Genomic DNA, 17913 nt, shown 5'->3' with positions numbered 1-17913 from the left:
ACTCGCGCGAAGGTCATGTTTTCGACGAGAATGAAATGATTGAAGAGAGCCATTCGATTTCGCAGGAACCCTGTGATGGCCGCCCGGTGGAAATGCTCTTCACCGCGCAAAAGGCAATGTCGGACGAGCGCCGGATGCGCTTTGGCCTTGCTGAAAGACGCGCTGCGCTGGCGCGCCTCGCGGCTGCCATACGAAAGTTCGAAGGGGAGATCGTCCAGGCCATGGCGACCGACTTCGGCAAGCCGGAGGCCGAAGTGTTTCTGACGGAAATTCTTCCGGTCATGCAGGAAATCCGCCACAGCCGTCGTAATCTGCGCCGATGGATGCGGCCAGTCCATGTCGGACCGACATTGATCGGTTTCGGCACGGCCGGACGGATCGTGCCGCAGCCACGCGGCGTGTGCCTTATCATCGCGCCCTGGAATTACCCATTCAATCTCTGCCTGGGGCCGCTTGTCTCCTGCCTTGCTGCCGGCAACAGCGCTATCCTGAAGCCTTCGGAGATGACACCTGCTACCTCGGGCGTCATCGCGCGGCTGATCGCCGACACATTTCCGCCAGACTTGGTTACCGTCGCCCTCGGCGGGAAGGAGATGTCTCAGGCCCTGCTCGCGCTGCCCTTCGATCATATCTTCTTCACCGGCAGCCCCGAGGTCGGGAAAGTCGTAATGCAGGCAGCCTCCCGCCACCTGACCTCCGTTACGCTGGAACTGGGTGGCAAGTCGCCCACGATCGTGGGACCGGATGCCGACATAGAGACGGCCGCCAGTTGGATCGCCTTCGGCAAATTCTCCAATGCCGGTCAAACCTGCATCGCGCCCGATCATGTGTTCGTCCACGCTTCGATCCGCGACCGGTTCGTGGAAGCGCTGCGCCGCCGGATCGCCGCCGCTTATGGTTCGGGCATGACGAGCCCCTATCTCGCAAGGATCGTCAATGATCGCCATGCGGACAGACTGGGGGGCCTGATTGCGGATGCCCTGGCCACGGGCGGGCGGATCATTGTCGGCGGCGAAAGGCAGGGAAGGGCGCTGGCGCCCACAGTGCTGGAGGCGATCGCTCCCGAGGCGGCGATCGACCATGAGGAGATATTCGGTCCCGTCCTGCCGGTCCTGACCTATGATGACATTGAAACCGTGATCGGTCGGATCAACGCAAGACCCAAGCCGCTGGCGCTTTATGTGTTCGATCGTGACCGGGCGAGAGTGGATCATATCCTGGCGGCCACGACTTCCGGCAGTGCAGGCGTCAACCTTACCATCGTCCAATACGTCCACGATCATCTGCCGTTCGGCGGTGTGAACAATTCCGGGATCGGGGCGGCACATGGCCATCACGGGTTCCGGACTTTCAGTCATGAGCGCGCCGTTCTCCAGAACCGCTTCTCCGCTCTGCCTCTCGTCTTTCCTCCCTATTCGGGCCGGGCAGCGCGTCTGATCCGACTTGCCAAACGCTTTCTGGGGTAAATCCATGTACGACTATATCATCATTGGCGGCGGCTCGGCCGGCTGCGTCATGGCCAACCGCCTTTCTGCTGATTCGGATAAAGCTGTCTGCCTCATCGAGGCGGGGCCGCGCGATCGCAATCCCTTCATTCACATGCCGCTTGGCGTCGGCGTCATTGCCCGCACGGGATGGGTGAACTGGAACTGTGAGACCGAAGTCGAGCCTCACCTTAACAACCGGCGGCTCTATTGGCCGCGCGGCAAGACGCTGGGTGGCAGCAGCTCGATCAATGCAATGGTCTACATTCGCGGCGATCGGGCGGACTATGAGGGCTGGGGGGCGGCCGCCGGAGCTGACTGGGACTGGCCGCGCATGCGCGAGCTTTTTATCGCGCTCGAAAACAATCAGGCTATCCACGACGAGCATCATGGCAATGCCGGGCCACTTTGCGTCTCCAATCTTGGGCGAGTGAACCCACTTACGGAAGACTTCGTCGAAGCTGGGGTGGAACTGCACTACCCGCGAAATCCCGACTTCAATGGCGTGAGCCAGGAAGGCTTTGGTGTCTATCAGGTGACCCAGAAAGACGGGCAACGGTTCAGCACGGCGCGAGCGTTTCTCGATCCGGCTCGCTCGCGCAAGAATCTCGCCATCGAAACGAACGGCCTCGTCGAACGGATACTGTTCAAGGACCGTCGCGCCATCGGGGTCCGCGTCGGCGGCCGGGACCTGCTGCTGCGCCCCGGTGGAGAGGTGATCCTTTCGGCTGGCGCGGTCAATTCGCCGCAGATTCTGATGCTGTCGGGCGTCGGCCCGGCGAGCGAACTCAGGCAGCATGGCATAGAGATCGTTCTGGATGCGCCCGAAGTCGGAGCCAATCTCGCCGATCACCTCGACTATACGGCTGTGGCAACCACGGCCGATCGCGAAGGATTTGGGGTGGCGCCCAGTTTCCTGCCTCGTGCGATACGCGGCGCATGGAGCTATTTCCTTCATCATGAAGGCGAATTGACGTCAAATGCCTCGGAGGGCGGCGCTTTCCTCAAATCCGACGCCGGCCGGGAGCGGCCCAATCTTCAATTCCATTTCCTGCCGGCGATCCTGCGTGACCATGGCCGCAAGACAGCCTTCGGCTACGGAATGACCGTGCATGTCTGCGACCTTCTACCGAAGAGCCGCGGCAGGATCGGGCTCAAGATCGCCGATCCCACGGCTCATCCGCGCATAGAGGGCAATTATCTCAGTCATCCCGATGATGTGGGCGTCTTGCTGAATGGCGCGAAGCTAGCCCGCAAGCTCCTTCATGCGCCGGCGCTCGCCCGTCACTTGCGCGAGGAGGTGCGACCGGGACCCGCGGTCCAGACCGACGAGGCTCTGATCGACGACATCCGCGCGCGCGCTGAAACAATCTATCATCCGGTAGGAACATGCCGCATGGGCAGTGACTCGGCATCCGTGGTCGATCCGGCAGCCCGTGTACGTGGCATTGACGGTTTGCGCGTGGTCGATGCATCGATCATGCCGTCGATCGTGTCGGGCAACACTAACGCGCCTACCATGGCGATCGCGGAAAATGTCGCGCAAATGATGATCCGGCCTTGAGGAAGAATGGCGATGAGGTTCAGTTTCGTATTGGCAGCCATGCTGCTACTTGCAGCATCTGCGTCCGTCGAGGCACAGCGCGCTTCTTTCGGAGTGTGGAAGAATCCGCAGGACAGCGTACATGTGCGAGCCCAGCCGTGCGGAAGCAGAATGTGCGGGGTCGTGGTCTGGGCAAGTGACAAAGCCAAGGCGGATGCGCGGCGCGGCGGGACAAACGATCTGGTAGGTCTGATCCTGTTTCGCGATTTTGTTCCTGAAAAGAAGGGCGTGTGGCGCGGCAGTGTTTTTGTACCCGACATCGGCCAAACCTTCTCTGGAACAATCACCACGCTCGACGATCGGCGGATGGAGGGAAAGGGGTGCCTGACAGGGCGGATCATGTGCAAATCGCAGATATGGACGAAAGTGAACTGAAATCCGTCCAATCATCGTCTGACCGAGAGCGGCAAGCCAAGGATTTTAATAAGACACATCAAAAGCTTCTACGATAAATTGAAGAGGCGCGGAGCAGGAAGCGGGCATGGCGACAGCGATGTGTGCAGCCGCCACGGGATCAATTCGGCGACGGGCCTTGCGGCCGCCAGACGGCGCGGGCGCTACGGTGGCCGCCCGCGAACGATCGATGCGGAAAAGCTCGATCAGATCACCGCCGCCCTTGCCGGTGGCGCTAGCAAGTCGTCGATCAGCCGCACGTTCAACGTGCCCCGATCGACCCTCGCAGATACGCTCGCGCGGGCCGGATGGCTCAAACCGCCGCGCCTTGCGTAACGACAAAAACATAATTATATTTCCGTAATGCCATCCATGCGCTTCTCCTGGCACCCGGCCAAAGCCGAGAGCAATCTGAAGAAGCACGGCGTCAGCTTTGCGATCGCTACTCGTGCGTTCACAGATCCTTTCGCGCTGAGCGATCAGGATCGGATCGAAGGTGGCGAGCGACGATGGCAAACCTTGGGCCTCGTGGAAGGGCATCTGCTCCTCCTCGTGGCCCACACTGTCGTCGAGCAAGACGATGACGGCGAGTATGTGGAGATCATTCATATCATTTCGGCTCGAAAGGCCGATCGAACGGAAAGGCGACGTTATGAAGAAGAAAGACGCTGATACCGTCCGTTTCCAACTCGATCCGGACAATCTGCCGCCGTTGACCGAAGCGCAACAGGCCGAACTGGATGCCCTGCAGGCGATGCCGGATAGCGGGATCGACTATAGCGACTCTCCGGCGCTGACAGAGGATTTCTGGCGGAACGGGCAGCGTGGGCGCTTCTATAAGCCCATCAAGCAGCAGGTGACGGCACGCCTTGATGCTGATGTGCTCGCCTGGCTCAAATCGCAGGGTAAGGGCTACCAAGCCCGCATGAACGCCATACTTCGCCGTGAGATGCTGGCGACCGCCAGAAGGCAGGAAAAGCCACGTTAATTTAGATAGTTAGGCTATCGGTTATCGTGTGGTTTCCGTCAGCGCCGAACCGTAACCTCTAGGGTCAGGACCCATTGATATAACCGGCTCGATCTGATTCAGGCTCCGCGAGGAGATTGAAGATGAGCGACCTGTATTGGCTCACGGACGAGCAGATGGCTCGGCTTGAGCCCTACTTTCCCAAGAGCCATGGCAAACCGCGTGTCGACGATCGCCGGGTGTTGAGCGGGATCATTTTCGTCAACAGGAATGGGTTGCGCTGGCGGGATGCACCAAAGGACTATGGGCCGCACAAGACGCTTTACAACCGCTGGAAGCGGTGGGGTGACAAGGGCGTTTTCCTTCGGATGATGGAAGGTCTGGCAGTGCCTCAGTCTTCCGAACGCAGGACGGTTATGATCGACGCAACCTATCTCAAGGCCCACCGCACGGCATCGAGCCTGGCGGTAAAAAAGGGGGCGCGGGACGCCTGATCGGGCGCACGAAAGGCGGTATGAACACCAAGCTCCATGCCGTTACCGATGCGAACGGCCGTCCGATCAGTTTCTTCATGACCGCAGGGCAGGTCAGCGATTATATCGGTGCCGCTGCCCTGTTGGACGAACTTCCCAAAGCCCAATGGTTGCTCGCTGATCGCGGCTACGATGCCGACTGGTTCCGCGATGCTTTGCAGGAAAAGGGCATCACCCCCTGCATCCCCGGTCGCAAATCCCGGAACAAGGCCGTCAAACACGACAAGCGCCGCTACAAACGGCGCAACCGCATCGAGATCATGTTCGGCCGCCTCAAAGACTGGCGACGGGTCGCGACGCGCTACGACCGATGCCCCAACGCCTTCTTCTCGGCCATCGCCCTCGCTGCCACCGTCATCTTCTGGCTTTGATCAGTGAGTCCTGAGCCTAGCTACTCCTCTTCTATCCCCATCGCTTTCAAGTCCAATCCCAATTCCTTTAAACTGGGCAGGGGAGGAGGATCGAAGGCTACCAGTGCATCGATAAAGTCATGAAAGCTGTCGTATACGGGGGTTATCGCCCTAGAAGGCAGAGCTTCATCGTGCAGCCATACGGATATCTTTCCATCAATTCTGTCAATTAACAGCATATTACCCAGACCGATTTCCGCAAAAACCACAGATATTTTTGGAATCTGCATGGATAATTGTTAGTTTATGAGAATTATTCCTAAGCTTCCGCCAACAGGGCCATATATAACTGAAACGCCAATTCTTCCTGAATCATCGGAATAGGCGCATTTTTCCGCAGGAAATTCAACATCCTTATTGAAAACTATCGCTGATCCGAATTCAATAAATAAATCACGAAGCTCAGACGGCAGCAATATTCTTAATGAACTCTCTATCTGGTCTAATTCGATCAAAGAATCTCCCGGCATGTGGAGTGATTCTGCATCGAATGATGGATCAAACTGAAAGGTCATATATTTTCTGCCTTACATCATTAGGGCGTCGCTATCGTGTCCGTTCCGCACCGCGCCTCAATCACGCCACCTGATTGGTATAGCCGTTAGCGGAGGGGCACGACAATCAGGTCAATCTTGGCGCGTCGATGCTTTGATTGGTGCTGCGCTCCATCTACGATTGAATATCCGCCATCCGACTAAGCCCGCGACAACGCCCAGCAGGCCGCCCACGAGATAGGCGGTTGGCGCATCATTCGGCACAAAAAAGAAGCCGCCAGCAACATAGCCGCCGATTACGGCGGTGCGTGTCACCGCACCATAGATCGCGGCGACCTTGCCATGATCGGCGGGCGGGCATTCTGACTGGAACAAGGTTCGGACAGCGACGTTGTGGATGCTGTTTGCGCCGCCGCCTAGGATGAAGGCGACGGCAACGATTGCCAGCCCGATCGGCGCAAGGCCGATCCACAGCATGGTCGCGCCCATGACAGCGGCCGTGCCGAACGCCTCCAGTCCGACCCTATGGCCAATAACCCTTTCGGCCAGCCCAGCGCCGATCAACATCCCAACCGCCCATAGTGCCGTCAGCATTCCAAACGCGGTCGGCCCGCTCCCAGCGTCACCATCACGAGAAACACGAAAGCAACGTCGGCTATGGCGGTCGCAAACACTTCGAGGCTGAGCGCACCCGTAACCACCATCAACCGCCGATTGCGGAGCAGCGGCAGGTAGTCCGCGAACAGGGTCTCTTCCTCCTGATCGTCCCGTTGTGGCTTGCGGCGAAGCCTGCTCGCCATCACGACGAGGGCCAAAAGGGCAAAACTGGCGGCATCGGCTAAAAGCGCATTGCGCGATCCGATCCATCCCACCAGTACGCCCCCAGCGACTGGACCAGCGAGCATTCCAAGGCTGCGAACCATTTCCATAAGGGAATTGGCGAGTGCGAGGTCATTCCAAGCCGCTCGCCAGCACTGGAATCAACGCGAATGTTGCGGCGCTGCTGATCGTGAACAGCACGCTCAACAGCGCGGCCCCGGCGAGCGTGAACATGGGATAATAGGCGATAAATGCTATCACGCCCGCTTGCAGAACTGACACCATGACCAGAATGCGGGCCGCCTCCCGGCGGTCGATCAAGCGGCCCGCCCAGGGTGCGGCGATCAGACCGGGTAGCAGCTCCGCGGTCAGCAGCGTCGGCACCGCATAGCCGGATGCGTTCTCGGCAGTGCGGAACATCAACGTCAGCAACGTGATTTCATCGCCGGTCGTCGAAATCGTAAGCGCCACAAGGACCAACCATCCCCAGCCTTGCCGAAACTCAACTCCCACTCACTTAACCTTCCGCACAGCCCCGCACTTTCCGGGTCACTCTGCACACTTCAAATCTCAACCGACAATCAGGTGAATAGCTTTAGCGTCGTTCTGCCAACCACTTAAGCGCCGATAGGCTTGGCATGAACAGATATTCGCCTCCCTTCATGACATTGAAGGTCTGCACACCGTCGATGCGCTTGCGCGCAGGCGCCTGCGGGATCGTGAACCGGCCGTCCTCCTCATGCAGACCAACGATTGGATCGCGCTCTTCGCCAAGGTCGACGAAATTCCCGCGATTGATCCATTCCTGCTGCATGAACTCGATCGTGTCATAGGCACGCGCGCTGATGAAGATGAAGAACAGGCCGCGATCGCCTTTCTTATCGTCCTGCGGCGTGACATCCTCGGAATAGACCGGCCCGAAGGTCGAGGAACGACGGATGATCCTGTGGATGTTGACGTCGGTGAGCAGCGTCAACTCGGAGTCGCGGGGATTGAGCCGGCGCATATGGCAGCCAAGCGGCACAACGCGACCTTTGGGGTCATCCTTGAAGCTAAAGTCGTTGTTGCGCTGCGGGTCGGCGCCGAGGTCGGGATCGTCGTGATCGGGCGACAGCGTCAAGGGCGCGCCTGACCGCCAGCGACCGAACATCTTGGCGGCTAATAGCTCGCGTTCCTCCGGCGTCTCGCCATGCGCCTTGAGGAAGGCGTTAAAACAGCCGACCCGGCTGTTGTACTTGCGCATAACGACGAAGGTGCCGTTCTTGCCCAGCCCGGCGGGCTCGGGCATGCCAAGCGGTTGGCCGTTCTCGCTTTCATATCCAAGAATGAACTCGCCCGCCTTGATCGGGCGCTCCTCGCCCGGCAGCGGATCGACGCCGCTACCTTCGACGGCGGGCTGGGAGATCGAATCCCGGAAACCGAACGGGTTTTTCGCGCCGTCCGGCGCGCCGAAGCGATGCTCGCCGAGCAAGGTGACGCCGCTGCTCCGGTCGAGTTCGGTGCGCGCCGTCGCCAGCGCCTTGTCGAGCGCATCATCGTCGACCGCGTAGATGGTCAGCGCGAGATGGCAGTTGCCCGGCTTGAACACGTCTTCCCAGTTTTCCGGCGCGTTGGGTCCGAAGTCGCGAAGCTGCTCCGCGCGTGCGGCCATGCCCTGCTGGAAGGGGAGCGGGAATGTCTTGAGCTGCGCTTCGGGAACGCCGAGCGCCTTCAGCCCCTCGAAGCTGAGTGCGGCCCCGATCCAGAAATCAAGATCCTCGCTCCAGTTGTCGGCAGATGCGATATGGGGCGCGAGCCGGCCGAGAAGATCGCGCGCGCCCTCCGCCTCGTCGAAATGGAGCATGGCGTGGATACCGACATAAGGCTCGGGCCGGCTTCGCAGGATCAGCGCCTGAATGTCGTGCAGATCGAGCGTAACGCTGTCGCGCCGGAAGCGCTCTTTCAGTTTCTGAAGGATCGCCATGGCTCAGCCCACCTTGTCCAGGAATTCGTTGACGGCATGTTCCATCCGCTGAAGGCGGCGCACGTCGACGACGGTCACCTGCGGGTTGGCGACGAACCAGCCGGCAGCGGTGATCTGATGCTCGGCGATGAAATCCTTGACCTTGGGGCTTGCGATGCCAGGCCAACCTTCGACCGAAGCGAAAAGCAGGTCCATCAGGTCGGGGATCTTGGTGGCGAAGTCGTTGATATAGGTGTCCCAGTCGCCGTCATAGGCGGTGGCGAACAGGATTCGTGTGTCGTTGTCGAAGAACACGAACCGCATATTGTGGAGCGTGCCGACCTTCTGCGCGCCATCGAAATTGCCGTTCACCAGCCCGAAGATGCGTTTCAGCCGGTCCGCGCCGCCTGGCTTCAAGTTTGCGATGGCTGTGAGCTCGGAGACATTGCCGGACTGGGCGCCGACACGGCCAGCCGAGCCCGCCGTGCCCTTGAGGTCGGGATTGTGCTTCGTCACCATCTGCTCAAGGGCGAGCTTGGCGAGCTGCGGCGCGTCGCCGGCCACTTCCTCGATCCGCCGCCGGATGGCTTGAAGGCGGGTTTCGTCGATCTGCGGGGTGTCTTCGGTTTCGGCCATGGCTGGCCTCCTTTCGTGATTGCGTGTGACGATCGGTGCGTCAGTCCGGGATGGCGTCGATGTTTGTCGGCTCGACACGAGGCTGGGCGTTCATCTCATGGCGGTAGCGGGTGGATCGTTCATAGGCGGCGATGCGCACGCGCATGATCGAGCCGAGTGGCTGATGATCGCGGATACCGTGCCAGGGATTGAACGACAGCACATCATCGCCGTAGACGCGCCGCGCCGGCGAATAGGCCTCCTGTGGCGGGATGCGCAGGGTCGCGATCGGCTGGTGCGGCGAAAGGTCTTCCGGCCAGAGCACGGCGGCGTCCTCGACCGGCATCCTGTCGAGATCGGCACAGAGCTGAGCACGGAGCTGATACTCTGCGCCTTGCTCGCGGAAATGTTCAACCACCAGATCGCGCATGGTGGAATCCTCAACCGCGCCGACATCCTTGCCGGTCAGTGCACGGACGTTGTCGGAGAACGGCGCGGCACTGATCTTGGCGATATGGTCGCCGAAGCGGATCGCCGCCATCGAATGATAGGTTTCGCCCAGCAAATGGTTATTGTCGCGAGCGAGCCCGCGCAGCGTGGCGCCGGGCTCGACGCCGACCGCTTCGACTGCCGCCTCCACGCCGCGCGCGACCCCAGCCATCGCTCGCTGGAGAAAGGCCGGGTTCTGGGCATTCTTCTCCAGAAGGCTGATGAGCTGGCGATATTTACCGATCGTGCCGAAGCTCAAGGTCGGGATGTTGACGAGCAGGAAATCCTGGTTGTGGCCCTGGTCTTCGGGGAGAAGCCGCTCGCCATCGACACCGATCACCTTGATCGCCATGCCACGCGGCGCGGGAATGGTATCGGAGTGGATGTCGCCCGGCGCCGAAGAGAGGCGGATCACCACCGGATAGTTGGCGGGTCGGGCGAACAAGCCCTGGCGCAGATGCGAGGGCAGTTCGTGAACGATCAGTTCGCCCTTCAGGAACCCATGGCTTTTGGCATGGGCGTCGCGCACGGCGTGGCGATGACGCTCGAAGGCCCGCCGGTTGGTGGTGGCCATGATCTCGAGGATCTCGGCGGTCAGCCGCTCCTCGTCCTCGCCGAGAACCTCCACGTCCGGGGAATAGCCAATGTAGGTTTGAGCCAAGAGCGCTCCTTCACACTGAGATTTCGTTGCCCAGGAACGATTTCGGGTCGAAATCGCCGTTGATTGCGGATATCAGTTGATATCTGGTTTCACTGAGAACGCGGAACCTCCGAAAAGGTTTCGCACGTCTCGCCCGTTGGTTGGAGAACGAACCCATGCCGCTTACGCGCAAGGACACGCAGCGCCAGACGCGGGACCGGCTGATCGCGGCCGCGCATTCCTCGATTATCGAGGAGGGGGTCGCTGCCATGTCGATTCGCAACATCTGCAGCGCCGCAGGGCATTCGCAGGGCGCCTTCTACTCGAACTTCGCCAGCAAGGATGATCTGCTGGTCGAGATTCTGCAAAGCCATATCCAGGACGAGGTCACACTGCTTCGCGACCTGGTCGCGCACTGCTCCGGCGACGATATCGAGGCGACGCTGCAGGTGCTGGCCGCGCGGCTCGCGAAGTTGGCCGACGAGGCACAATGGTCACTGCTCTCGATCGAATTGCAGCTCCATGCCCGGCGCGATCCGGCTTTCGCCGAGCGGCACCGGGAGGGCAAGGCGGCCTGCTATCGGATGTTCGGTGAGCTCGTCGCCGATCTGACGCAACGCTTCGCACTTCGTCCGGCCTTGCCGCCGATGCAGACCGGTATCGGTCTTTACGCGCTCTGGATGGGACTGGCGGTGCAGGGCGATGTCGAAGGCGCCATGCCGCGCGACGAGATGCTCGTCGGCTTCTTCCGCGCCATGGCAGGACTGGGTTCGTCGCTTGAGGAGCAGGCGTATTCGTGAGCGGGATCGTGTCAGATCGTCGACGCATCGGCTGCGATGAGCACGGACACCCACTCGTCGGCGAGGTGGATGAGCGTCGGCGCTTCCATATCCGCTTCCGCGCCCGGGACGCCGACATCGACGAACTCGGCCATGTCAACAATGCGGTCTGGGTGACCTGGATTCAGGATGCGTCGGTGGCGCATTGGCTGACGGCCGCGCGGCCGCAGGATCGCGACCGGTTCGTCGCGGTCGTGCTGCGCCATGAGGTCGACTATCGCGGCAATGTCCGGGCGGGAGACGAGGTCAGTGCGATCACCTGGGTCGTCCGAGCGCCGCGGGGTGCCCGCTATGCACGATGTGTCGAATTCCATGCCGAAGACGGCCGGACGATCGTCGCCTCGCTGACCCAATGGGCCCTGGTCGATCGGGAAACCGGCAAGCTGGCCCGCGTCCCGGTGGAGGTGGCGGCTCCGTTTCTAAGTGACGATACCGCGCAGAAGGAAATTGGATGAGCGATATCAGGAAAGTGGCGGTTCTCGGCACGGGAGTCCTCGGGAGCCAGATCGCCTTCCAGACGGCCTATAGCGGCTTCGATGTTGTCGCCTACGACATCAGCGAGGAAGCGCTCGAACAGGCGCGCGCACGGCTGGCGGCGCTCGTCGAAACCTACACGAACGAGGTGTCGGGCGCGGCTGGCGGCAAGGCGGCCGGGGCGCTCAAGCGGATCGCTCTGCTGAGCGATCTCGGCGCGGCCGTCGCGGACGCGGACCTCGTGATCGAGGCGGTTCCGGAGGTTCTTTCGATCAAGCAGGCGCTCTACGAGAAACTGGCGGGGCTCGCGCCGGACAGGACGATCTTCGCCACCAATAGCTCGACCCTGCTGCCGAGCGACCTGAAGGCTTACACCGGCCGACCGGACCGGTTTCTGGCGCTGCACTTCGCCAACAGCATCTGGAAGTTCAACACCGCCGAGGTGATGGGCACGGACGACACCGATCCGGCCGTGTTCGATACCCTGATCGCCTTCTCCTCCGCGATCGGCATGGTGCCGATCCCGGTGCGCAAGGAAAAAGCGGGCTACGTCCTCAACTCCCTGCTGGTGCCGTTCCTGAACGCGGCCACCGATCTGGCTGCCGGCGGCTATGCCGAGCCGGAAGATGTCGACAAGGTCTGGCGGATCGCCACCGGCGCGCCGATGGGGCCGTTCCAGATCTACGACATCATCGGATTGAACACCCCCTACAACATCCTCTCGCATGGCGGCGAGCATGCTCAGTCGCTCGCCGCCTGGCTGAAGGAAAACTACATCGACAAGGGCAGGCTCGGCATCGCCTCGGGCGAAGGCTTCTACAGCTACAAGCCCTCCGCAGACTGATCCCAACAAGAAGAACAGGAGTTCGCCATGCACTATAGCAGCGGAAACTATGAAGCCTTCGTGCGTCCCCGCAAGCCCGAGGGCGCCGACAAGAAGACGGCCTGGTTTGTCGGTTCGGGGCTGGCGGGGCTTGCCGGCGCGGCCTTCCTGATCCGCGACGGCGGCGTTTCCGGCGACCGCATCACCATCCTTGAAGAGCTGGAAATCCCTGGTGGCGCGCTCGATGGTCTGGACGTGCCCGAAAAGGGCTTCGTCATTCGCGGCGGCCGCGAAATGGAAGAACATTTCGAGTGCCTGTGGGACCTTTATCGCTCGATCCCCTCGCTGGAGATCGAGGACGCCAGCGTGCTCGACGAGTTCTACCGGCTCAACAAGGACGATCCCAACTTTTCGCTCCAGCGCACGACGCAGAACCAGGGCCAGGACGTGCCCGACAAAGCGCTGTTGACGCTAAACGACAAGGCCCAGAAGGACCTGCTCTCGGTCTTCCTCGCGACGCGCGAGGAGATGGAGAACAAGCGTATCAACGAGGTCTTCGGCGAAGACTTCCTCAAAAGCAATTTCTGGCTCTACTGGCGCACCATGTTCGCCTTCGAGGAATGGCATTCGGCGCTGGAGATGAAGCTCTACCTGCACCGCTTCATCCATCACATCGGCAGTCTCGCCGACTTCTCCTCGCTCAAGTTCAACCGCTATAACCAGTATGAATCGATGGTCCTGCCGCTGGTGAAGTGGCTGACCGATCACGGCGTCACGTTCCGCTACGGCGTCGAGGTCACCGATGTCGATTTCGACATCCAGCCCGGCCGCAAGCAAGCGACCCGCATTCACTGGAAAGAGCGCGGCGTCGAAGGCGGCGTCGATCTCGCGCCAGACGATCTCGTCTTCATAACCATCGGCTCATTGACCGAGAATTCCGACAATGGCGACCACAGGACACCGGCGAAGCTCAACGAAGGACCGGCGCCGGCCTGGGACCTGTGGCGGCGGATCGCGGCGAAGGATCCGGCCTTCGGCCGCCCGGACGTATTCGGCGCCCATATCCCGGAGACGAAATGGGCCTCCGCGTCGATCACTGCCCTCGACGCCCGCATTCCGGCCTATGTCGAGAAGATCACGAAGCGGAACCCCTTTACCGGCAAGATCGTCTCCGCCGGTATCGTCACGGTGAAGGACTCGGCGTGGCTGCTGAGCTGGACGGTTCATCGCCAGCCGCATTTCAAGAAGCAGCCCAAAGATCAGATGATCGCCTGGTTCTACGCGCTCTTTGTCGATTGCCCCGGCGACTTCGTGAAGAAGCCGATGCAGGAATGCACCGGTGAGGAGATCACCCAGGAATGGCTCTATCACCTCGGCGTGCCGGTCGAGGACATTCCCGAACTCGCGGCATCCGGCGCCAGCACCGTTCCCACGATGATGCCCTATATTACCGCCTTCTTCATGCCGCGCCAGGCGGGTGACCGGCCGGACGTGGTGCCGGAGGGCGCGGTCAACTTCGCCTTCATCGGCCAGTTCGCGGAGTCGAAGCAGCGGGACTGCATCTTCACCACGGAATATTCGGTGAGAACCCCGATGGAGGCCGTCTACACGCTGATGAATGTCGAGCGCGGCGTGCCCGAGGTCTTCAACTCGACCTATGATATCCGTACACTTCTTGCTGCGATCGGTCCGCTGCGGGACGGCAAGGGCATCGATCTTCCCGGGCCGGCCTTCCTGCGCAAGCTGCTGATGAAGAAGCTCGAAGGCACCGAGATCGCCAAGCTGCTCGAAGAGTTCCATCTGATCGAGGAGTGAACAAAGACCGGAAGGCACGCGCGGCGTGTGAAAGGTGATGAATGGCCGACGACGATCAGAAGAGCGAACGCGCCGCCGAGGTGACTGGGGCGCACGGCCATCATCACCATCATGAGCCGGACGGCGTAACGCCGTCCGGTCACGTCGACCATGATCCGGTCTGCGGCATGGTGGTCGATCCCGCCAGGACCGCTCACAATGCTGAGTATGAAGGCGAGCGCTACGTCTTCTGCTCGGCCGGCTGCAAGGCGAAGTTCGACGCCGACCCCGTGCATTATGCGGCACTGGCAGCGCATGCTGCACATCACCATGAGGGTGCTGCCGCCCATGGCGATCATTCCCACCATAGCCACACGCATGGACCTGATACCCATGAGCATCACCACGTTGCGGCAGTAACGGCAACCGCAACGGAAGGGACGATCTGGACATGCCCGATGCATCCGGAAATCCGCCGGGACGCGCCGGGCAGTTGTCCGATCTGCGGCATGGCGCTGGAGCCGCTGATCGCGGCGGCGGATGCCGGACCCAGTCCCGAACTTGCCGATATGACCCGGCGCTTCTGGATCGGCCTCGCGCTCGCCTTGCCCGTGTTCCTGCTGGAGATGGGCGGCCACCTGATCCCGGCGCTGCACCATCTGGGGCCGATGCACATCTCGATCTGGATCCAGTTCGCCCTGGCGACGCCGGTGGTGCTGTGGGCCGGATGGCCGTTCTTCGCGCGTGGCTGGGCGTCGATCGTCAACCGCAGCCTCAACATGTTCACGCTGATCGCGATGGGGACCGGCGTCGCCTGGGGATACAGCATCGTCGCGACATTCGCGCCGCAGCTCTTCCCGCAGGCTTTCCGTGACGCTGATGGCGCGGTCGCGGTCTATTATGAGGCGGCCGCCGTCATCACCGTGCTGGTGCTGCTTGGTCAGGTTATGGAGTTGCGCGCCCGGGAACAGACGTCCGGCGCGATCCGCGCGCTTCTCAATCTCGCGCCGAAGACCGCACGACGCATCGGGGCAGACGGTGTGGAAGAAGATGTGCCGGTCGAGGCGATTGCGATCGGCGAGCGGCTCAGGGTCCGGCCCGGGGAAACCGTGCCGGTGGATGGCGTGGTCGAGCAGGGGCGCTCATCGATCGATGAATCGATGGTGACCGGCGAATCCATGCCGGTGACGCGCGTAGTCGGCGAAGCGGTCGTAGGAGGTACGCTGAATCAGACCGGCGCGCTCGTCATCCGGGCGGAAAAAGTCGGGCGCGACACGATGCTGGCTCGCATCGTCCAGATGGTCGCGGATGCCCAGCGCTCGCGCGCGCCGATCCAGCGCATGGCTGATCAGGTGTCGGGCTGGTTCGTGCCGGTCGTCATCGCCGTAGCGCTGCTCGCCTTCGCGGCCTGGGGTGTATGGGGGCTAGAGCCGCGTCTGGCGCATGGCCTGATCGCGGCCGTTTCCGTGCTGATCATTGCCTGCCCCTGCGCGCTCGGGCTTGCGACGCCGATGTCGATCATGGTCGGTATCGGCAAGGGGGCGGCCGCCGGCGTTCTGATCAAGAACGCGGAGGCGCTCGAGCGGATGGAGAAGATCGATACTCTGGTGGTCGACAAGACCGGGACGCTTACCGAAGGCAAACCGGCGGTGACCCGGATCGTCGCGGCGCCGGGATTTGTCGAGGAGATCATCCTGCGGCTGGCGGCAGGTGTTGAAAAAGCCTCGGAGCATCCGCTTGCGCGCGCGATCGTGGCGGCTGCCGAGGAACGAAAGATCGCCATCCCCGATGTCGCCGATTTCGACTCGCCGACCGGTAAGGGCGCGGTCGGCGTGATCGAGGGACGGCAAGTGGTGCTCGGCAGCACCGCCTTTCTCGCCGAGCATGGGATCGATACGGCGTCGCTCGCCGGGCAGGCGGATGAGTTGCGCCGCGACGGTGCGACGGCGATCTATATCGGGATAGGCAATGCCATCGGCGGCATCTTCGCCATCGCCGACCCGATCAAGGCGACCACGCCTGAGGCACTGAAGGCCCTGCATGCCGAAGGCATCCGCATCGTCATGCTGACCGGCGACAATCGCACCACGGCCGAAGCCGTCGCCAGAAAGCTCGGCATTGATGAGGTCGAGGCCGATGTGCTGCCGGACCAGAAGGCGGCGGTGGTCGAGCGCCTGAAGGCGCAGGGCAAGGTGGTGGCCATGGCGGGTGACGGCGTAAATGACGCGCCGGCGCTCGCCGCCGCTGATGTCGGCATAGCCATGGGATCAGGGACCGACGTTGCCATCGAGAGCGCGGGGGTAACGCTGCTCAAGGGCGATCTCACCGGCATTGTCCGCGCGCGACGCCTGTCGCAGGCGACGATGGCCAACATCCGCCAGAACCTCGCCTTCGCTTTCATCTACAATGCGGCAGGCGTGCCGATCGCGGCGGGGGCGCTCTATCCCACGTTTGGGCTGCTGCTGTCGCCGATCATCGCTGCTGCCGCGATGGCGCTGTCGTCCGTCAGCGTCATCGGCAATTCGCTGCGGCTCCGGACAGTGAAGGCATGACGGACCAAGGCCCCGACCTTGTGGCGGGGTCTTGCGTGGGGTCTTAGTCGGCGCGCCTGCCGTTGGGGCGGGACCAGATCAGCGAGAAGGTGTCTTCGCCCTCGTTGTCGAAGAGGTTGGCATAGATCAGAGCGCCGATCTTCTCATGATGCCCTCGGCTGTCAGGGCGTCCGCGATCTGACGGTCGAGTGATCCCACAGCATTGAGCGTTCGCACCATCTCCTCGATGCGTGCGAAGTGAGCCAGATCGTCATAGTTGGCGGTATTGCGGATGATCACATGCTCTGTTCGCGCGCCGGTCTGCCACAGGATCGCGAACCAGATACGGCCTTGCGCACGGCTCTTGTCGACCGTCACGCTGTCGATCACGAGCCGCATCATCTCTTTGCGTTCGTCGATGCCAGCCCGCTTCGAGAACGCGGGCAACAGGGTCGGCAATGGTCAGGATACGCGTTCGCGCGGCGGCGGCCAGGGCGTTAACCTGCTCGACATGCCACCGCGCGTAATCCTGTTCGACGCGTCGGCTTCGCGTATTTTCTCTTCCCACAACGTTTCCAGCGAACGTGCGACGAGCCGCTTTTCCGACTCCACGGCATCATATTGTCGGCGTGCACGCTCCGCTTCGTAATGCGCCTTCTCCCGATTCAGCGCCCATTGACGTTCCAGCAGCCGGTTTTCGCCGTTCATCTGTTCATGAGCCGCAAGCGCAAGGTCGATGCGATCGGGTTGCAGAGCTTCGATCAACAGCCGCTCGACCTCTGCATCAACCTGGTTTGCGCGCACATTCTGGCAGTGCCCGCTCTGCTCGCTATCGATGCAGTGATAGACGGGGGTCTTCTTATGGGCAGAGTGAGTGAAGACCCATGCGGTGTCCGCATATCCCGCAGACCACGATGTGGTCTGCCCCCACCGAGTGGACCGATTGGTTTGTTAGTGCATTAAGCGCATCGCCGCCATATCCGGACGGAGGTGGAGCGAAGCGGAACCGGAGGCCGGATATGGCGGTGTCGCCGTTTCCGGTGCCGGTGGCCGGTAGCCCAGG

The 17913-nt window shown here is 61.7% G+C and carries 24 protein-coding genes; 12 read left to right on the top strand and 12 right to left on the bottom strand.

All coding sequences use genetic code 11. From position 1 onward, the window contains the following. The first annotated feature begins 35 nt into the window (after positions 1-35). The 7 genes from F4U95_RS21765 to F4U95_RS21735 all read left to right on the top strand — a co-directional run bounded on the left by F4U95_RS21765 (position 36) and on the right by F4U95_RS21735 (position 5351). Positions 36-1466: an aldehyde dehydrogenase family protein gene (locus F4U95_RS21765; protein ID WP_037474520.1), complete on the top strand. Its 1431-nt coding sequence runs from the start codon at positions 36-38 to the stop codon at positions 1464-1466. Between the two features lie 4 nt (positions 1467-1470). Further along, positions 1471-3048, top strand: coding sequence for a GMC family oxidoreductase (locus F4U95_RS21760; RefSeq protein WP_037474518.1), 1578 nt, complete (start codon positions 1471-1473; stop codon positions 3046-3048). Between the two features lie 12 nt (positions 3049-3060). After that, the gene (locus F4U95_RS21755; RefSeq protein WP_004207001.1) at positions 3061-3462 is read left to right on the top strand and encodes a DUF2147 domain-containing protein; all 402 of its coding nucleotides are present in this window, start codon (positions 3061-3063) and stop codon (positions 3460-3462) included. A 120-nt stretch (positions 3463-3582) separates the two neighbouring features. Beyond that, positions 3583-3816, top strand: coding sequence for a helix-turn-helix domain-containing protein (locus tag F4U95_RS21750; protein WP_425505083.1), 234 nt, complete (start codon positions 3583-3585; stop codon positions 3814-3816). Between the two features lie 27 nt (positions 3817-3843). Further along, a complete protein-coding gene (locus F4U95_RS21745; protein WP_037474511.1) occupies positions 3844-4152 on the top strand; it encodes a BrnT family toxin in 309 nt (102 codons plus the stop codon). Further along, positions 4133-4468 (top strand): BrnA antitoxin family protein, encoded by a 336-nt coding sequence (locus F4U95_RS21740; RefSeq protein ID WP_004206995.1) that lies wholly within the window; start codon positions 4133-4135, stop codon positions 4466-4468. Before F4U95_RS21745 ends, F4U95_RS21740 begins: the two co-directional genes overlap by 20 nt. 122 nt (positions 4469-4590) lie before the next feature. Beyond that, positions 4591-5351, top strand: a protein-coding gene (locus F4U95_RS21735) for an IS5 family transposase (protein WP_120252835.1) whose coding sequence is annotated in 2 segments (ribosomal slippage) — positions 4591-4915 and positions 4915-5351 — 762 coding nt in all. Because the reading frame shifts where the segments join, the coding sequence is not laid out codon by codon here. 20 nt (positions 5352-5371) lie between these two features. Here the strand turns inward: F4U95_RS21735 and F4U95_RS21730 are convergent. The 8 genes from F4U95_RS21730 to F4U95_RS21705 all read right to left on the bottom strand — a co-directional run bounded on the left by F4U95_RS21730 (position 5372) and on the right by F4U95_RS21705 (position 10410). After that, complete coding sequence (locus F4U95_RS21730) at positions 5372-5620, bottom strand: SMI1/KNR4 family protein (RefSeq protein WP_120252836.1); 249 nt, start codon at positions 5618-5620, stop codon at positions 5372-5374. A 9-nt stretch (positions 5621-5629) separates the two neighbouring features. Beyond that, positions 5630-5905 carry a hypothetical protein gene (locus tag F4U95_RS21725; RefSeq protein ID WP_145986290.1) on the bottom strand — a complete coding sequence of 92 codons (276 nt, stop codon included), beginning with the start codon at positions 5903-5905 and terminating at the stop codon, positions 5630-5632. A gap of 111 nt (positions 5906-6016) precedes the next feature. Continuing rightward, positions 6017-6373 (bottom strand): MFS transporter, encoded by a 357-nt coding sequence (locus F4U95_RS25245; protein WP_245892582.1) that lies wholly within the window; start codon positions 6371-6373, stop codon positions 6017-6019. 98 nt (positions 6374-6471) lie between these two features. Beyond that, positions 6472-6813, bottom strand: coding sequence for an MFS transporter (locus tag F4U95_RS25240; protein ID WP_017503245.1), 342 nt, complete (start codon positions 6811-6813; stop codon positions 6472-6474). Positions 6814-6835: 22 nt separating this feature from the next. Continuing rightward, the gene (locus F4U95_RS25235) at positions 6836-7174 is read right to left on the bottom strand and encodes a hypothetical protein (protein WP_017503244.1); all 339 of its coding nucleotides are present in this window, start codon (positions 7172-7174) and stop codon (positions 6836-6838) included. 124 nt (positions 7175-7298) lie between these two features. After that, positions 7299-8666: a Dyp-type peroxidase gene (locus F4U95_RS21715; RefSeq protein WP_120252837.1), complete on the bottom strand. Its 1368-nt coding sequence runs from the start codon at positions 8664-8666 to the stop codon at positions 7299-7301. A gap of 3 nt (positions 8667-8669) precedes the next feature. Continuing rightward, positions 8670-9281, bottom strand: a complete 612-nt coding sequence (locus F4U95_RS21710) for a hypothetical protein (RefSeq protein ID WP_017503242.1) — start codon at positions 9279-9281, stop codon at positions 8670-8672. Positions 9282-9321: 40 nt separating this feature from the next. Beyond that, complete coding sequence (locus F4U95_RS21705; RefSeq protein ID WP_246171674.1) at positions 9322-10410, bottom strand: catalase family protein; 1089 nt, start codon at positions 10408-10410, stop codon at positions 9322-9324. Between the two features lie 155 nt (positions 10411-10565). Between F4U95_RS21705 and F4U95_RS21700 the strand changes: the two genes are divergently transcribed. Further along, complete coding sequence (locus tag F4U95_RS21700) at positions 10566-11189, top strand: TetR/AcrR family transcriptional regulator (RefSeq protein WP_120252838.1); 624 nt, start codon at positions 10566-10568, stop codon at positions 11187-11189. An 11-nt stretch (positions 11190-11200) separates the two neighbouring features. Here the strand turns inward: F4U95_RS21700 and F4U95_RS25415 are convergent, their stop codons facing one another. Continuing rightward, positions 11201-11323 (bottom strand): hypothetical protein, encoded by a 123-nt coding sequence (locus F4U95_RS25415; protein WP_269462558.1) that lies wholly within the window; start codon positions 11321-11323, stop codon positions 11201-11203. On the opposite strand from F4U95_RS25415, the gene F4U95_RS21695 reads away from it, so the two are divergent. The 4 genes from F4U95_RS21695 to F4U95_RS21680 are packed head-to-tail and all read left to right on the top strand — an operon-like array spanning position 11279 to position 16871. After that, a complete protein-coding gene (locus F4U95_RS21695; RefSeq protein WP_035219913.1) occupies positions 11279-11683 on the top strand; it encodes an acyl-CoA thioesterase in 405 nt (134 codons plus the stop codon). The genes F4U95_RS25415 and F4U95_RS21695 overlap by 45 nt on opposite strands. Next, positions 11680-12546, top strand: a complete 867-nt coding sequence (locus F4U95_RS21690; RefSeq protein WP_120252840.1) for a 3-hydroxyacyl-CoA dehydrogenase — start codon at positions 11680-11682, stop codon at positions 12544-12546. Before F4U95_RS21695 ends, F4U95_RS21690 begins: the two co-directional genes overlap by 4 nt. Positions 12547-12573: 27 nt before the next feature. After that, complete coding sequence (locus tag F4U95_RS21685; protein ID WP_120252583.1) at positions 12574-14340, top strand: oleate hydratase; 1767 nt, start codon at positions 12574-12576, stop codon at positions 14338-14340. 41 nt (positions 14341-14381) lie between these two features. Continuing rightward, positions 14382-16871 carry a heavy metal translocating P-type ATPase gene (locus F4U95_RS21680; RefSeq protein ID WP_150412182.1) on the top strand — a complete coding sequence of 830 codons (2490 nt, stop codon included), beginning with the start codon at positions 14382-14384 and terminating at the stop codon, positions 16869-16871. Positions 16872-16997: 126 nt separating this feature from the next. On the opposite strand, the gene F4U95_RS21670 is transcribed toward F4U95_RS21680, so the two are convergent. From F4U95_RS21670 to F4U95_RS21660, 3 genes are all read right to left on the bottom strand, one after another. Next, complete coding sequence (locus F4U95_RS21670) at positions 16998-17309, bottom strand: hypothetical protein (RefSeq protein ID WP_099232143.1); 312 nt, start codon at positions 17307-17309, stop codon at positions 16998-17000. Between the two features lie 3 nt (positions 17310-17312). After that, a complete protein-coding gene (locus tag F4U95_RS21665) occupies positions 17313-17654 on the bottom strand; it encodes a hypothetical protein (RefSeq protein ID WP_025290608.1) in 342 nt (113 codons plus the stop codon). A 147-nt stretch (positions 17655-17801) separates the two neighbouring features. Then, a partial coding sequence (locus F4U95_RS21660; RefSeq protein ID WP_150426544.1) for an integrase catalytic subunit occupies positions 17802-17913 on the bottom strand: 112 nt, incomplete at its 5' end.

This window comes from Sphingobium limneticum, assembly GCF_008710165.1.
Classification (GTDB): Bacteria; Pseudomonadota; Alphaproteobacteria; order Sphingomonadales; family Sphingomonadaceae; genus Sphingobium; species Sphingobium limneticum.
This window is presented reverse-complemented; position numbering and strand designations above follow the sequence as displayed.